The following is a 15,687-nucleotide window of genomic DNA, read 5'->3' as shown; positions in this document are numbered from 1 at the left end:
CCAGAACATATTGCCGCAAAGGAGCGGATTGTACCTGCCTGCGCCAATAATTTCATCTGTATTAAAAATAAACAGCGCACACAGAATGTTAAAAGATTACGCGAACAACCTGTTCTTCTGAACTATTTTTGCCCTGCCAATGGCGGTAATGGCGCTTTCTTTCCTGGGAAAAAACGATGCCCGATGGCGGAAAACATTGCTCCGGCCACCACGACAAACGCCCCAACGTAGCCGACCCAGTTCAATACCGGCGTATCAAAAAAGCCCGGCCATCCGAATGCCAATAAATCAGAAAATAGCAGCGTAAACAACGGCGTCAGCGTGATAATCGCGCTGACCTGGGCCGCCTGCCAGCGCGCCATGGCTTCCGCAAGCGCTCCATACCCGATTAATGTATTCGCACCGCAAAATAGCAGGCAAACGACCTGCCAGCCGTTAAGCTGGAAGAGAACTTCCGGCTTGGCAAAAGGCGTAATAAAAATCACGCAGAGCACATACAGCAAAAATAGAATCTGCTGCGATGTCAGTCGTCGTAATAACACCTTTTGCGCCACACCATAGCTTACCCACACCATTGATGCGCAAACGCCCAGCAGCACGCCGAGCGTATAGTCCGTCAGGCGGGTGAAAATCTCTATCAGGCTGGTATTAAAAAACAGCAGCAGGCCGCAGATCAGCATGATCGCGCCGATGATCTGCGTGCCGCGCATCTTTTCTTTCAGGATAAGTACGCTGGCGAACATCATGCCAACCGGTGAGAGCTGCCCAATAACCTGAGAAGCCGTCGGGCTGAGATATTGCAGGGAGGAGCTAAAGAAAACAAAATTACCCAGCAGCCCAGCGGTCGCAACCAGCAGCAGAACCCACCAGCGGCGATGCCGGAAAATCCGCATTGGTGGTAAATTCTTACGGAAAGACAAAATTATGCCGAGACCAATTGAAGCGATAAAAAAGCGATACCAAACAATCGTATAAGGCTCCATAACCACCAGAACCTGTTTCATCGCTATCGGCAGGGCTCCCCAGCACACAGCCGTTGTCAGCGCCAGACAAAGACCAATGCCCGTCTGCTGTTTAGTATTCATACTCATCAAGATGGTTTACTCAGAATCAGAATGTAAAAAGCCCCGCAAAGATTGCGGGGCTTAAATCCGTAAGACCTAATGCGAAAAATTATTCAGCAACAATGCTGATGTACTTACGATTTTTCGGGCCTTTAACTTCAAACTGAACTTTACCGTCAGCCAAAGCAAACAGAGTGTGGTCTTTCCCGCAGCCAACGTTAGTACCGGCATGAAACTTGGTGCCGCGTTGACGAACGATGATGTTGCCAGCCAGAACGCTTTCACCGCCAAAGCGTTTCACGCCCAGACGTTGTGCGTTGGAATCACGACCGTTACGGGTTGAACCGCCAGCTTTTTTATGTGCCATTTATCCGCTCTCCTAAATTAAGCGCTGATGCCGGTGATTTTCACGTCAGTGAACCACTGACGATGGCCCGCTTGCTTACGGTAGTGTTTACGGCGACGGAACTTAACAATCTTCACTTTTTCGCCACGACCATGAGCAACAACTTCAGCTTTGATCTTACCGCCATCGACGAAAGGAACGCCGATTTTGATGTCTTCACCATTGGCAACCATCAGAACTTGGTCAAACTCGATGGCTTCACCAGTTGCGATGTCCAGCTTTTCCAAGCGAACGGTTTGACCTTCGCTTACTCGGTGTTGTTTACCACCACTTTGGAAAACTGCGTACATATAAAACTCCGCTTTCCGCGCACTCAACATAAGTTTTCAGAGCGCGCTATAAATATTCATAATAGGGCGCGAATTCTACGCAAAAATCCTGAGGATGACAAGTGGATAATCAAAGGATGTGAAGAAAAATAATACAACATATTAACTGCCGTTTATCTCTCTCATTTTTCAAGTACAATCGGCGCAATAAATTCCATCTTGCCGATACGCAACAGCAATCTTACGGCAGTGTTGAAGACATCCGTTGGCACAAATCATGAATCTAGAACAAATTACAGCATTAACCGCACAGGACATGGCGGCCGTTAATGAAGTCATTCTTGAGCAACTGAATTCCGACGTCGTGCTGATCAACCAGCTTGGGCACTATATCATCAGCGGTGGAGGAAAGCGTATACGGCCAATGATTGCCGTGCTTTCAGCCAGAGCGCTTTCCTATGAAGGCGATAAACATGTCAAAGTCGCCGCGCTCATTGAATTCATCCACACCGCCACGCTGCTGCACGATGATGTGGTGGATGAATCCGATATGCGTCGTGGTAAAGCGACGGCGAACGCGGCGTTCGGCAATGCGGCCAGCGTGCTGGTTGGCGATTTTATTTACACCCGCGCTTTCCAAATGATGACCAGTCTGGAATCGCTACGCGTGTTGGCGCTAATGTCAGAAGCCGTCAACGTGATTGCGGAAGGGGAAGTGCTACAGTTGATGAATTGCAACGACCCGGACATCACAGAAGAAAGTTATATGCGCGTCATTTATAGCAAAACGGCGCGCCTGTTTGAAGCCGCCGCGCAGTCGTCCGCCATCCTCGCCGGCGCCTCCCCGGAGCAAGAGAAAGCGTTACTGGACTATGGTCGCTATCTGGGCACCGCGTTCCAGCTTATTGACGATCTGCTTGATTACAGCGCGGACGGCAAAACCCTGGGCAAAAACACGGGGGATGACCTTAACGAAGGCAAGCCAACACTGCCGCTGCTACATGCCATGCATCACGGTAAGGCGGAAGAAAGCGCAATGATTCGCAAGGCAATTGAAGAAGGAAACGGACGTCACTTGCTGGAGCCGGTTCTTGCCGCGATGCAACAATGTGGTTCCCTTGACTATACGCGTAAGCGCGCCGAGGAAGAGGCTGATAAAGCCATCAGCGCATTGCAGATATTGCCGGAAAGCCCGTTCCGTCAAGCGCTCGAAGGGCTTGCCCACTTAGCCGTACAACGCAATTTCTGAAGTGATGCGAGACGGTCATTTCAGACGTTAATCTATTCAGCATAAGTAGCGCTGCCTGGCAGCGCTACTCGCGTAACAGACTAGGCGGTCTGGTCGTTTGCGGTATCATCCAACCGAGACAACATCGCCACCGTTCCTTCACGTAAGATGAAGTTAATCAACCGGGTACGCTCATCAACGGAGAGCTGATGGAAGATATGGACCCATGACGACAACAGCGTCGGTTCATTGTCGAAACGGTAATATTCTGTCGGTGAATTCTCCCTCATCAGCAAAGAATTCCTAACCTCATGCGGCAGGCTACGAATAGAATATTCGACGCCACGTCCCTGAACGCCCTTCCTCCGGCGCTTTTCCCAGCCGTCATCACGTGCTCGTTTGTTCAGCCCCTGCGGAGATTTGGGTAATCCCCCCACACCGACCAGTTCACTCGTTGCAAACCATTCTTTGTCCATACTTGTCACTCCCTTGTTTGTTTTGAACAGGCGTTACATCAACTCGCCCAAAAGTTTCCATATAATAGACTATAATTACCTAAACCGCTAACTTTTACGCGTTACCAATACGGCTAAGTAATATAAAAAATGATTAAATTTGATGCAATACCACGATATCACGGCCAGAAAACACGCCAGGTCATAGAGGAAATAGAGGCGCCGTACCATCACAGCAATTGATGCCTGAAAGATCGCTGGCTGGGTGTCTAGTCCATATCCAACGATGTGGCATTGCCTTCATCTGACGGAGTAATCCCTAGCTGGCTAAGCGTTGCGGAAACGCCGACGCGTAAAATATAGGCGATCAGTTCATCCCTTTCCTTTTCAGAGAGTTGATGGTAAATCTGCATCCAAACCGCCAATGCTGCGGGCTGTTTTTCCGCATAGGCAGACGGCTCAATGTCATGAAGCAGGGACTCTTTCACCGTATCAGGCAAGCTGTGAATGGAGTACTCCACCCCTCGCCCTTGTACACCTTTACGGCGACGTTTCTCCCACCCATCTTCACGAGCGCGCTTATTCAATCCCTGTCTTGATTTCGGAAGGCCGCCGACGCCAACCAATTCGCTGGTCGCAAACCACTCTTTTTTCATGTCCTTTCATCCTGATAGTGCCATCCCTAACAAAAACGCATTTATTTGGAAATTAACCGAGAGTTTTATAGAAAATTAATGCTATATTATTTCCAAATAATAATGTCATGTTAGCTCGGCATATAACTAACATCCGTTATTTATACCACTAATATACAGTCGTCTTATAGCAAATAAGGGAAGGATTATGACTTTAAGGAAACATGACTGGCATCCTGCTGATATCATTGCTGCACTGCGCAAGAAAAACACGACGCTGGCGGCGGTATCACGTGCTGCCGGACTCAGTTCGTCCACATTGGCTAACGCACTCTCACGCCCCTGGCCTAAGGGAGAGTGGCTGATCGCCGATGCGCTGGGCATTCACCCTTCAGAGATTTGGCCCAGTCGGTATTACGACCCGGAAACCAACGAACTTATTGATAGAAAAAAACTCATCCGCCCCGAGTAAAAGTAAAAGCCGGAGATTCGCATCTCCGGCTTTTAATTCAAGGTGCCATCAAAAACAACGATCAGTTCTTGATAAATGTCTCACCCAGCTCAATATCCTGCTTCAACGTATCCAACATATTGTTTAGCGCGTTTTGCTCAAAAGCGCTCAACGTTCCGATTTCTTTGCGCTCAGCAATACCCTCTTTACCCAGCAGAATCGGCTGTGCGAAGAAACGCGCATATTTGCCATCACTTTCAACATAGGCACATTCCACCACGCCGCTTTCACCTTGCAGCGCGCGAACCAGAGACAAACCAAAGCGCGCGGCAGCCTGACCCATAGACAGCGTCGCCGATCCGCCACCCGCCTTCGCTTCAACCACTTCGGTACCCGCATTCTGGATACGCTTGGTCAGATCGGCCACTTCCTGTTCGCTAAAGCTAATCCCAGGCACTTGCGACAGCAGCGGCAGAATCGTTACGCCAGAGTGCCCGCCAATAACCGGCACGTTAATATCCTGTGGCAGCTTACCCTTCAGTTCAGCAACAAATGTATTAGCACGGATGATATCCAGCGTCGTTACGCCAAACAGTTTATTTTTGTCATAAATACCGGCTTTTTTCAGCACTTCGGCGGCAATGGCTACGGTCGTGTTCACCGGGTTGGTGATGATGCCGATGCAGGCTTTCGGGCAAGTCGCCGCGACTTGTTCAATCAGATTACGCACAATACCGGCGTTAACGTTAAACAAATCGGAACGATCCATACCTGGCTTACGCGCAACGCCAGCGGAGATCAGGACGATATCCGCACCGGCCAACGCCGGTTTGGCATCTTCACCGCTATAGCCTTTGATCTTCACAGCGGTAGGAATATGGCTCAGATCAACGGCAACGCCCGGGGTGACCGGCGCAATATCGTAAAGGGATAGTTCTGAACCTGAAGGAAGCTGGGTTTTAAGAAGGAGTGCGAGGGCTTGACCGATACCACCTGCTGCTCCGAGAACTGCAACTTTCATCCTAAACTCCTTATTATCTTAAAAATGAAAAAGTGCCGTTAATTCACCTGGTTATAAACGCAATACAAAAAATCGAGAGAAAATGAGTCAACTTGCCTTCCCGCGAAAGACGCTGAGACCAAAGAGTGCTATGTCCCTAATAATAAATTAAAAAACACCCTTCTCAGGTAATGGTAAGTAAAGTTAATAAGCTATCGAGCGATAACGCAGCATTCATTTACGGGCGATTAACCAGTACGCTACATTACACTGATTGACAACGGCCAAACAACATCATTTTGATAACATTCAATTTACTTTTATGTGACGAAGGGCGCATTTTCGGACAGTATGAATAGGCCGTTTTTTTAAAAAACAGCGGCTCACGGAGTGCAGATCAAATAAATTGGTATTATACGCAACCCAATTGCATAAAAATTCACACAACTGCATAATAGGGACATTAACCATTAACGATTAATCTGGTGCAGAATGCGAAACCCGACAAAACAAGAAGATCTCGTTAAAGCGTTCAGGGCGCTGCTAAAGGAAGAGAAGTTTAGTTCTCAAAGCGAAATTGTTCAGGCATTGCAAGACGAAGGGTTTGAAAATATTAACCAATCCAAGGTGTCGCGTATGCTAACGAAATTTGGCGCAGTTCGCACACGCAATGCAAAAATGGAGATGGTGTATTGCCTTCCTGCCGAGCTCGGCGTTCCCACCACGACCAGTCCGCTGAAAAACCTTGTTTTGGATGTGGATTACAACGAGGCGGTGGTCGTGATCCATACCAGCCCGGGGGCAGCGCAGCTCATCGCTCGCCTGCTGGACTCACTCGGGAAATCCGAGGGTATTCTCGGTACCATCGCGGGGGATGACACCATCTTTACGACCCCGGCAAGAGGCTTTAGCGTTAAACAGCTCTACGAGGCCATTTTAGTGTTATTCGAGCAGGAACTGTAACCCGCTCAACGTCCCTCTACTCTATGCTTTTATTTGCTACGTGTGGCCCCGCGCGTAGCGGCAACGCATCATGCGCCTACCGCAGGCAATTCAGCCAGCGGCCAGCGTGGCCGTACAGAGACGCCAAGCGTCGTACTTGCCTCGTTCTTCAGGCGTACGCTGCCGGCATAGGCAATCATCGCGCCATTATCCGTACAGAACGCCGGTCGAGCATAAAAGACTTCACCGCCGCGCTTCGCCATCACCTCGCCCAAACGCTGGCGCAGTGTCCGGTTCGCACTCACGCCGCCCGCCATCACTAGCCGCTTAAAACCCGTTTCATCCAACGCCCGCCGACATTTGATGGCCAATGTATCCACCACGGCATCTTCAAACGCGCGAGCGATATCGGCCCGAGTTTGGTCATCATCGCCATTGCTGCGAATCGTATTGGCGGCGAACGTTTTTAGCCCAGAGAAACTGAAATCCAGCCCCGGGCGATCGGTCATCGGACGTGGAAACGTAAAGCGGTTGGCATCGCCCGCCTGCGCCATTCTCGACAGCATCGGGCCCCCGGGATAATCCAGGCCCAGAAGTTTGGCCGTTTTATCAAATGCTTCCCCTGCCGCATCATCAATCGACTCACCCAGCAAGCGGTATTCACCAATCCCCGTCACGCTGATTAACTGCGTATGACCGCCGGAGACCAGCAGCGCCACAAAGGGAAATGCTGGTGGGTTATCTTCCAGCATTGGCGCCAACAGATGCCCTTCCATATGATGTACGGGAACCGCCGGCACCCCCCAGGCAAACGCCAGCGAGCGCCCGACAGTCGCGCCGACCAGCAGCGCGCCGACCAATCCCGGCCCTGCGGTGTAGGCGACGCCGTCAATCTCGCCAGCCTTCAACCTGGCTTCGCACAGCGCGGCCTGAATCAAGGGCACCGTCTTGCGCACGTGGTCGCGTGAAGCGAGTTCAGGTACGACGCCGCCGTAGTCCGCGTGCAATTTAACCTGACTGTATAATTGATTGGCAAGCAAACCTGCTTCTGTGTCGTAGATAGCGACACCGGTTTCATCACAGGATGTTTCGATACCTAATACGCGCATTACTGTTCCTACATTCATGACGATGCAAGCCGGCATGACACGCCGCTTGCTTCAAACTGCGAATAGTCTACCATAAGCCGCCTGATTTCTGCGCTGGCGATACCTGAGCGTTTTATGATCACCGTAAAGCTTTACAAAGGCGTCGCGTTTGCAGTAGAATTCCGCACCATTTTGAAAAGGCTGGCACAAGGCCAGCGGCAAACCGAATTTATTAAGGTGAGAGGCACATGCCGGTAATTAAAGTACGTGAAAACGAGCCGTTCGACGTAGCTTTGCGTCGCTTCAAGCGTTCCTGTGAGAAAGCAGGTGTTCTGGCAGAAGTTCGTCGTCGTGAGTTTTATGAAAAACCAACGACCGAACGTAAGCGCGCTAAAGCTTCCGCAGTGAAACGTCACGCGAAGAAACTGGCCCGAGAAAACGCACGCCGCACTCGTCTGTATTAATTTTCTGGAGGTATCTCCTCCATCGCGTGATTAATCCGCAGACTTAGCAGTCGCATACGTAGGCCGTGCTTTCCGAAAGGAAGCGCGGCTTGTTGTCGTTTATAAGCTATACCAATGTAATCACCTGACAATAAGGGTATACCAGGGGCTTATGGCTGGACGAATCCCACGTGTATTTATTAATGACCTGCTGGCTCGCACCGACATCGTCGAACTCATTGACGTGCGCGTTAAACTGAAAAAGCAGGGCAAGAATTACCATGCGTGCTGTCCGTTCCACCACGAAAAAACCCCGTCATTCACTGTTAACGCGGACAAACAGTTCTATCACTGTTTCGGCTGTGGCGCACATGGCAACGCCATTGATTTTTTAATGAATTACGATCGCCTCGAATTCGTTGAAACCATTGAAGAACTCGCCACCATGTATGGCCTTGAAGTGCCCTATGAAACCGGCACGGGTCCAACCCAGCTAGAGCGTCACCAGCGGCAGAGCCTGTATGAACTGATGGGGCAACTCAGCACGTTTTATCAACAAACGCTGACACAGTCAGTCGGGGCGCCTGCATTGCAGTACCTGCAACAGCGTGGTTTAAGCGCGGACGTTATCAGCCATTTTGCGATTGGTTTCGCTCCCCCCGGCTGGGATAACGTCCTGAAACGCTTTGGTCGCAATGATGACGATCGCAACACATTGAACGATGCGGGTATGTTGGTGACTAACGATCAGGGTCGATCATATGACCGTTTCCGCGAACGTGTGATGTTCCCCATCCGCGATAAACGGGGACGGGTGATTGCATTTGGCGGACGAGTGTTAGGCGACGGTACGCCAAAGTACCTGAATTCGCCGGAAACAGAGATTTTCCATAAAGGCCGCCAGCTGTACGGCTTGTATGAAGCGCAGCAGAATCACTCAGACCTCAAGCGGTTACTGGTTGTTGAAGGTTATATGGATGTGGTGGCGCTGGCGCAGTTTGGTATTGATTACGCGGTCGCATCGCTTGGGACATCCACGACCGCCGATCACATTCAGTTACTATTTCGTGCGACAGACCAGGTCGTCTGTTGTTATGACGGTGATCGCGCCGGAAGAGAAGCGGCATGGCGCGCGCTGGAAACTGCGCTACCCTATTTGAACGATGGTCGTCAGCTACGCTTTATGTTCCTGCCGGACGGTGAAGATCCCGATACGCTGGTACGTAAAGAAGGTAAAACGGCATTTGAACAGCGTATGGAGCAGGCCCTGCCGCTGTCGCAGTTTCTTTTCGAGACGCTGCAACAGCAGGTGGATATGAGTTCACCGGATGGTCGTACCAAGCTCAGCACGCTGGCGTTGCCGCTGATTGGTCAGGTACCGGGAGAAACGCTGCGGCTGTATTTACGCCAACAGCTTGGCAACAAGCTGGGAATTTTGGACGACAGCCAGTTGGACAGACTCTTGCCGAAAGTGGCAGAACAGGCGCAGCCCTATCAGCCACCGCAACTAAAAGTCACAACTATGCGTATACTTATAGGGCTTTTAGTGCAAAACCCGGAGTTGGCCGCTGAGGTTCCCGATCTCGCGCTGGAAGGCATTGAAGAAGACAAAGTACCGGGGCTAACCCTATTTCGCGAGCTGGTGAAAACCTGTAACGAGAGCCCGGGAATGAACATGGGCCTGCTGTTGGAAAAATACCGCGACAGCAGCTATCGCAAGCAGCTTGAAACCATGGCCGCATGGAACCATATGATCGCAGAGGAAGAGCTGAACGATAAATTCAGAATCAGCCTGACAGAGCTCTACGATCAGTTGCTGAAGCAGCGTCAGGAAACCCTGATAGCTCGTGACAGAACGCACGGGCTCAGCGCCAAAGAGAAAAAAGAACTTTGGTCATTGCAACTGGCATTGACCAGAAGACACTGATACAGAGGCTTAATTGCCGATAAATAGCAGGGTCGAACCTTGCAAAGAGCCGCTACAGGGGCTGCGGCGATAAGAAAAATCTCCCTAATGCTATTGTTAGCGAACTACGCTGACCGACACCAACCCAAATACTCAGAAGTGTGGATACCGTCTTATGGAGCAAAACCCGCAGTCACAGCTGAAACTGCTTGTCACCCGTGGTAAGGAGCAAGGCTACCTGACCTATGCTGAGGTCAATGACCATCTGCCGGAAGATATCATCGACTCGGATCAGATCGAAGATATCATCCAGATGATTAATGACATGGGCATCCAGGTGATGGAAGAAGCGCCGGATGCAGACGATTTGTTGCTGGCAGAAAACACCAACGACGCGGATGAAGATGCGGCAGAGGCTGCTGCACAGGTGCTATCCAGCGTGGAATCGGAAATTGGCCGCACAACCGATCCTGTTCGCATGTATATGCGTGAAATGGGTACCGTCGAACTGTTGACGCGTGAAGGCGAGATCGATATCGCCAAGCGCATTGAAGACGGTATCAACCAGGTTCAGTGCTCCGTTGCCGAGTATCCAGAAGCGATTACTTATCTGCTGGAACAGTACGATCGCGTCGAAGCCGGTGAAAGCCGTCTGTCCGATCTCATCACTGGCTTTGTCGATCCTAACGCGGAAGAAGATGTTGCACCGACCGCGACGCACGTTGGCTCCGAGCTTTCCAGCGAAGAGCTGGACGATGATGACGACAGCGACGATGACAGCGACGATGCTGATGACGACAACAGCATCGATCCTGAACTGGCGCGCCAGAAATTCACCGAACTGCGTCAACAATATGAAACGACTCGTCAGGTCATTAAAGCCCACGGTCGTAGTCATGCGCTGGCGGCACAGGAAATTCTGAATCTGTCTGAGGTTTTCAAACAGTTCCGTCTGGTGCCGAAACAGTTCGATTTTCTGGTCAACAGCATGCGCTCCATGATGGACCGCGTCCGTACCCAGGAACGTTTGATCATGAGATTGTGCGTTGAACAGTGCAAAATGCCGAAGAAAAACTTCGTCACGCTGTTTACCGGCAATGAAACCAATAACAGTTGGTTTACCGCAGCGGCGGCGATGGGCAAGCCCTGGTCTGAAAAACTGAATGATGTGGAAGAAGACGTCATCCGTAGCCTGCAAAAGCTGCAACAGATTGAAGAAGAAACCGGTCTGACGATCGAACAGGTTAAAGACATCAACCGCCGTATGTCGATTGGCGAAGCGAAAGCTCGCCGCGCCAAAAAAGAGATGGTGGAAGCCAACCTGCGTCTGGTCATTTCAATCGCGAAGAAATATACCAACCGGGGTTTGCAGTTCCTCGATCTGATTCAGGAAGGCAACATTGGTCTGATGAAAGCGGTAGATAAGTTTGAATATCGCCGCGGCTACAAATTCTCGACCTATGCGACCTGGTGGATCCGTCAGGCGATTACCCGTTCTATCGCCGATCAGGCGCGTACCATCCGTATTCCGGTACACATGATTGAGACGATCAATAAACTTAACCGTATCTCTCGTCAGATGTTGCAGGAAATGGGGCGCGAGCCGACGCCGGAAGAGCTGGCTGAACGTATGCTCATGCCGGAAGATAAGATCCGTAAGGTGTTGAAGATCGCGAAAGAGCCGATCTCCATGGAAACCCCGATTGGTGATGATGAAGATTCCCATCTGGGCGATTTCATCGAAGATACGACGCTGGAGCTGCCGTTGGATTCCGCCACGTCGGAAAGCCTGCGCTCTGCGACACACGACGTACTGGCGGGCTTAACCGCGCGTGAAGCGAAAGTCCTGCGTATGCGTTTCGGTATCGATATGAACACCGATCATACGCTGGAAGAAGTCGGCAAACAGTTTGACGTTACGCGCGAACGTATTCGTCAGATTGAAGCGAAAGCGCTGCGTAAACTGCGCCACCCAAGCCGTTCCGAAGTGCTGCGCAGCTTCCTGGATGATTAATTTATTCCGTTGAAAATCTCGCGTGCAATAGCCCCGGTTCGCCGGGGCTATTTTTTATCAAGACGCACAGACCGATATTATTCATGCGCCTGCAACGCCTGATACAGCGCCTGATATGATGCCACCAGAGACGCCAGCGTCGCCCTGTTCAGCCCGCTTGGATTGGGAAGAACCCAAACCTGCGTCTCGCCAATATGCTGCGCCTGACGTCCCCATTCAACGTTTTTCACCCCGAACGCCTGACTGAACGCCTGCTTTCCCAACACGGCCAGTGCCCGTGGTTGGTAACGAGCCATCTTTTCAATAACCGCACTCCCGCCATGCCGCAGTTCATCTCGTTTCAGCGCCGTTGCTTCGACCGTTGGCCGCTCGACCAGCATGGTAATGCCGCACCCGGTATCCAGCAAATGCTGTTCTTCCGCCGGCGTCAGTAAACGCTCGGTAAAGCCCGCCAGATGAATCACTTTCCAGAAGCGATTATTGGGGTTAGCGAAATGGTAACCGTGGTGAGCCGTCGACAGACCGGGATTAATGGCACAGAACACAACCTGAAGATGCTTTGCCAGAATATCGGTGATCATGTCTTCCTCTAGCGCCATTAACTACGCCCATCGTAAATTCTGATAACAATAACAACAAACTATCCTGAGTAGAAAACCATCACCCGACAGATAACCTATGGACCTCCCCCCGCACATTACCGTATAATCGTCGCCCGTTCGGCCCCTTAGCTCAGTGGTTAGAGCAGTCGACTCATAATCGATTGGTCGTTGGTTCAAACCCAACAGGGGCCACCAAATCTATCAAGGAGTTACGTTAATCGCGTGGCTCTTTTTTTATCTTTCCCCCTCGCACGATATTATCCCGGATGCCAAAATCGGCAACATGTTGCTCGGCGCAGTACGCTATCCTATGGCCTGCGATCCGAAAGATGTGCTGCTGGAAACGCTGAGTTAAACCGTGAATGGCTGTTCTTTGGTGACATGCAGGTTCTCAGTACCAATCCAGCTTAGATTCAAGGTTATTTCAGTGAAAATGATATCGAGCTCGCTATTACCGTACTGACTACCAGCGTCGCCACCGGATCCAAGTACGTGAAGCCAAGGAAAAAGGCTTAGCCATTCGTCCCTAAGTATTGGGACTCACAGGCGTTCATATCGTAACTTCTAAAGCACAACAGTGCAGCGGACCTGCGATTGTTATGTATGAACAACTATATTAACATCATGAGTCTTAAAGACTTATCGTATTGGAACACAGCGATCGTGCATAAATTGACAATAAAAGACATAGCCGCACTTTGCAATGTAGGAAAGTCGACAGTTTCCCGTGTAATAAATAACGATCAAAAAGTTAACGAAGTGACACGCCAAAAAGTGCTTGCGGTAATAGAACAGTATCAATTTACGCCGTCAAAATCAGCCAGAGCGATGCGTGGATTGACGAGCCGAACCTTTGGCATCATCGTAACCCGTCTTGACTCCTATGCAGAAAACCAAACGGTCAGAGCCATTCTCCCCCTTTTATACGCGAACGGTATCGACCCCATAATTCTGGAAAGTCAGTTCAACCCAGAAAAAGTTGATGAACATTTAACAATGCTGAAACGTCGTAAGATCGATGGCGTCATCCTATTCGCATTCACGGGGATCACCAGTGAACAATTAGCATCATGGCAACAACGTATCGTCGTTATTGCCCGTTCATTTGACGGTTACACCTGCGTTTGTAACGATGATACTGGCACCGTTAAACATTTAATGGAATTTTTGCATCAAGAAAAAAGCTTCAATGAGATTGGTTACGTAGGAATTGATTTGAAAGATGAAACAACAGGATTATTACGTTTTAAGGCTTACGAGGAGTATTGCCAACAGTATCAGTTAACCATCAATGCCGAGTTAGGCGCGCTCAATTATCAGAGCGGTTACCAACTTGCACAAAAGGTGGTTTCCAAACGCCCTCAAGCCATTTTATGCGCGACTGACTCCCTGGCGTTTGGGGTACAAAAATATATAAAAACTCAAGGAATTAAGGATGTTTTCGTTGCTTGCATTGGTCGAAATGACTTGCTGACATTTTTATTTCCTGACACAAAAACCTGTCGACTAGGTTTTCGTGAAAGCGGTGAGCTTTCTGCGCGTTTATTAATTAACATTATTAACGATAACTTTTCACCAAAAACCCACATAATCACATCCCCTTGATATAATTGAAAAATAAAAACATTAATGAAATTTATGTGATATTGGTCAATGTTTGGGAACGTTCCCATTGAGCTTAAAAAAGTCTCAACGTATCTTTACAAAAAAGATAGTGAAACCAGAGACAAAGCACATGAATAAAGTCATAAACTTTGATGTGATAGATCAGCTAATTAAATTAATCGGTGGTAAAGAAAATATTAGTACCGTATCTCACTGTTTAACTCGTTTACGTTTTGTTTTAAATAAACCTGAAGTGGCAGATATTGAAGGCATTAAAAAAATCCCAATCGTAAAAGGATGCTTTAATAACGCGGGACAATTTCAGGTAATAATCGGAACAGATGTAGATGTTTACTATAAAAAATTAATAGAAAAAATAAAAATAACCGAGACCAGTAAAGAAGAGGCAAAACTTGCTGCAAAACAAAACATGAAGTTCTGGGAACGGTTAATCGCCAGTTTAGCTGAAATATTTGTCCCTTTATTACCGGCATTAATTTGTGGTGGTTTATTACTCGGTCTACGTAATGTTATTGGCGAAATGCCGATATATGATGATAAAACACTCGTTTCCATACACCCCTGGCTTCAACCAATCTATAACTTTTTATGGTTGCCGTGCGAAGCGATTTTTCATTTCTTGCCCGTTGCCATCTGTTGGTCCACCGTAAAAAAAATGGACGGATCACCCATACTCGGTATCGTATTAGGCATTACGCTCGTTTCACCGCAATTAATGAATGCCTACGGTATAGGAAGCCAAATTCCTGAGACCTGGGATTTCGGCATATTTTCAATTCAAAAAATAGGCTATCAGGCCCAGGTTATTCCTTCAATTTTAGCGGGGCTATTTTTGGGGTGGTTTGAAGTTAGATTACGTAAATATATTCCTGGTTACCTCACGTTGGTTATTGTACCCGTCATTACCCTTTTGGTTTCCGTTGTCGTTGCTCATGCCGTGCTTGGGCCACTTGGCCGCCTGATTGGTAATGGCATTTCTGATGGGGTCCGTTATTTAATGCTGGGCGATTTCGCCCCCATCGGCTCAATGATCTTTGGCTTTTTCTACTCGCCTTTAGTCATCACAGGTTTGCATCACACAACCCTGGCAATTGACATGCAACTGACGCAAAACGTCGGGGGAACGCCGATCTGGCCAATCATTGCACTCTCGAACATCGCACAGGCCTCTGCGGTTGTCGGCATCATACTGATAAGTAAAAAACGCAATGAACGCGAAATCACGATACCTGCCGCCATTTCCGCTTACTTGGGCGTAACAGAACCGGCCATGTATGGCGTCAACTTAAATTATCGCTTCCCTATGCTGTGCGCGATGATCGGCGCTGCCCTGGCGGGACTCATTTGTGGCTATGCGCGTGTACTTTCTAACGGGATTGGTGTTGGAGGGATCCCCGGTATTCTTTCTATTCAACCGACATTCTGGGGTATTTATCTTGTAGCCATGATTGTCGCCATCGTGATTCCTATCTTATTAACAATGCTTGTTTATCGTTATCAGCAGCGAAAAGGCACTCTGGTAACTTCTCGTTAATTTCTGTTATTCAAAAGAGTTTAG

16 protein-coding genes and 1 tRNA gene are annotated in these 15,687 nt (G+C 49.3%); 9 read left to right on the top strand and 8 right to left on the bottom strand.

The features are described 5' to 3' along the window. Positions 1–122: 122 nt before the first annotated feature. From EDC54_RS05805 to rplU, 3 genes are all read right to left on the bottom strand, one after another. Complete coding sequence (locus tag EDC54_RS05805; RefSeq protein ID WP_132454450.1) at positions 123–1,085, bottom strand: DMT family transporter; 963 nt, start codon at positions 1,083–1,085, stop codon at positions 123–125. Positions 1,086–1,173: 88 nt separating this feature from the next. After that, positions 1,174–1,431 (bottom strand): 50S ribosomal protein L27, encoded by a 258-nt coding sequence (gene rpmA / locus EDC54_RS05800; RefSeq protein ID WP_132454179.1) that lies wholly within the window; start codon positions 1,429–1,431, stop codon positions 1,174–1,176. Positions 1,432–1,448: 17 nt separating this feature from the next. Next, on the bottom strand, positions 1,449–1,760 hold the full coding sequence (gene rplU / locus EDC54_RS05795) for a 50S ribosomal protein L21 (RefSeq protein WP_132454177.1): 312 nt from the start codon (positions 1,758–1,760) through the stop codon (positions 1,449–1,451). 256 nt (positions 1,761–2,016) lie between these two features. On the opposite strand from rplU, the gene ispB reads away from it, so the two are divergent. Beyond that, positions 2,017–2,988 carry an octaprenyl diphosphate synthase gene (gene ispB, locus EDC54_RS05790; RefSeq protein WP_132454175.1) on the top strand — a complete coding sequence of 324 codons (972 nt, stop codon included), beginning with the start codon at positions 2,017–2,019 and terminating at the stop codon, positions 2,986–2,988. Positions 2,989–3,068: 80 nt separating this feature from the next. Here ispB and EDC54_RS05785 read toward each other — a convergent pair whose 3' ends face one another. Together EDC54_RS05785 and EDC54_RS05780 are read right to left on the bottom strand one after the other, a co-directional pair. Further along, entirely contained in the window at positions 3,069–3,443 is a 375-nt protein-coding gene (locus tag EDC54_RS05785) for a DNA-binding protein (RefSeq protein ID WP_132454173.1), read from the bottom strand. 248 nt (positions 3,444–3,691) lie between these two features. Beyond that, a complete protein-coding gene (locus EDC54_RS05780) occupies positions 3,692–4,078 on the bottom strand; it encodes a DNA-binding protein (protein ID WP_132454171.1) in 387 nt (128 codons plus the stop codon). Positions 4,079–4,265: 187 nt separating this feature from the next. Between EDC54_RS05780 and EDC54_RS05775 the strand changes: the two genes are divergently transcribed. Continuing rightward, entirely contained in the window at positions 4,266–4,529 is a 264-nt protein-coding gene (locus EDC54_RS05775; protein ID WP_132454169.1) for a helix-turn-helix domain-containing protein, read from the top strand. 61 nt (positions 4,530–4,590) lie between these two features. On the opposite strand, the gene mdh is transcribed toward EDC54_RS05775, so the two are convergent. Continuing rightward, positions 4,591–5,529, bottom strand: a complete 939-nt coding sequence (gene mdh / locus EDC54_RS05770; RefSeq protein ID WP_132454167.1) for a malate dehydrogenase — start codon at positions 5,527–5,529, stop codon at positions 4,591–4,593. Between the two features lie 471 nt (positions 5,530–6,000). Between mdh and argR the strand changes: the two genes are divergently transcribed. Beyond that, positions 6,001–6,471 carry a transcriptional regulator ArgR gene (argR, locus tag EDC54_RS05765; RefSeq protein ID WP_132454165.1) on the top strand — a complete coding sequence of 157 codons (471 nt, stop codon included), beginning with the start codon at positions 6,001–6,003 and terminating at the stop codon, positions 6,469–6,471. A gap of 68 nt (positions 6,472–6,539) precedes the next feature. On the opposite strand, the gene tsaD is transcribed toward argR, so the two are convergent. Then, entirely contained in the window at positions 6,540–7,559 is a 1,020-nt protein-coding gene (gene tsaD, locus EDC54_RS05760; RefSeq protein WP_132454163.1) for a tRNA (adenosine(37)-N6)-threonylcarbamoyltransferase complex transferase subunit TsaD, read from the bottom strand. Positions 7,560–7,786: 227 nt separating this feature from the next. On the opposite strand from tsaD, the gene rpsU reads away from it, so the two are divergent. The 3 genes from rpsU to rpoD all read left to right on the top strand — a co-directional run bounded on the left by rpsU (position 7,787) and on the right by rpoD (position 11,901). Continuing rightward, complete coding sequence (gene rpsU, locus EDC54_RS05755; RefSeq protein ID WP_001144069.1) at positions 7,787–8,002, top strand: 30S ribosomal protein S21; 216 nt, start codon at positions 7,787–7,789, stop codon at positions 8,000–8,002. A 151-nt stretch (positions 8,003–8,153) separates the two neighbouring features. Continuing rightward, a complete protein-coding gene (gene dnaG, locus EDC54_RS05750) occupies positions 8,154–9,908 on the top strand; it encodes a DNA primase (RefSeq protein ID WP_132454161.1) in 1,755 nt (584 codons plus the stop codon). 109 nt (positions 9,909–10,017) lie between these two features. Continuing rightward, a complete protein-coding gene (gene rpoD / locus EDC54_RS05745; RefSeq protein ID WP_132454159.1) occupies positions 10,018–11,901 on the top strand; it encodes an RNA polymerase sigma factor RpoD in 1,884 nt (627 codons plus the stop codon). Between the two features lie 77 nt (positions 11,902–11,978). Here rpoD and mug read toward each other — a convergent pair whose 3' ends face one another. Beyond that, positions 11,979–12,482: a G/U mismatch-specific DNA glycosylase gene (gene mug / locus EDC54_RS05740; protein ID WP_132454448.1), complete on the bottom strand. Its 504-nt coding sequence runs from the start codon at positions 12,480–12,482 to the stop codon at positions 11,979–11,981. Positions 12,483–12,622: 140 nt separating this feature from the next. On the opposite strand from mug, the gene EDC54_RS05735 reads away from it, so the two are divergent. The 3 genes from EDC54_RS05735 to treB all read left to right on the top strand — a co-directional run bounded on the left by EDC54_RS05735 (position 12,623) and on the right by treB (position 15,663). Continuing rightward, positions 12,623–12,698 (top strand) — tRNA-Ile (locus EDC54_RS05735). 429 nt (positions 12,699–13,127) lie between these two features. Beyond that, on the top strand, positions 13,128–14,108 hold the full coding sequence (gene treR / locus EDC54_RS05730; protein ID WP_165904280.1) for a trehalose operon repressor TreR: 981 nt from the start codon (positions 13,128–13,130) through the stop codon (positions 14,106–14,108). A 130-nt stretch (positions 14,109–14,238) separates the two neighbouring features. Further along, positions 14,239–15,663: a PTS trehalose transporter subunit IIBC gene (gene treB / locus EDC54_RS05725; RefSeq protein WP_132454157.1), complete on the top strand. Its 1,425-nt coding sequence runs from the start codon at positions 14,239–14,241 to the stop codon at positions 15,661–15,663. The last annotated feature ends 24 nt before the right edge of the window (positions 15,664–15,687 follow it).

The organism is Samsonia erythrinae (assembly GCF_004342665.1).
GTDB lineage: Bacteria > Pseudomonadota > Gammaproteobacteria > Enterobacterales > Enterobacteriaceae > Samsonia > Samsonia erythrinae.
The sequence above is the reverse complement of the archived record's forward strand: the minus strand, read 5'-3'. Positions and strand labels throughout refer to the sequence as shown.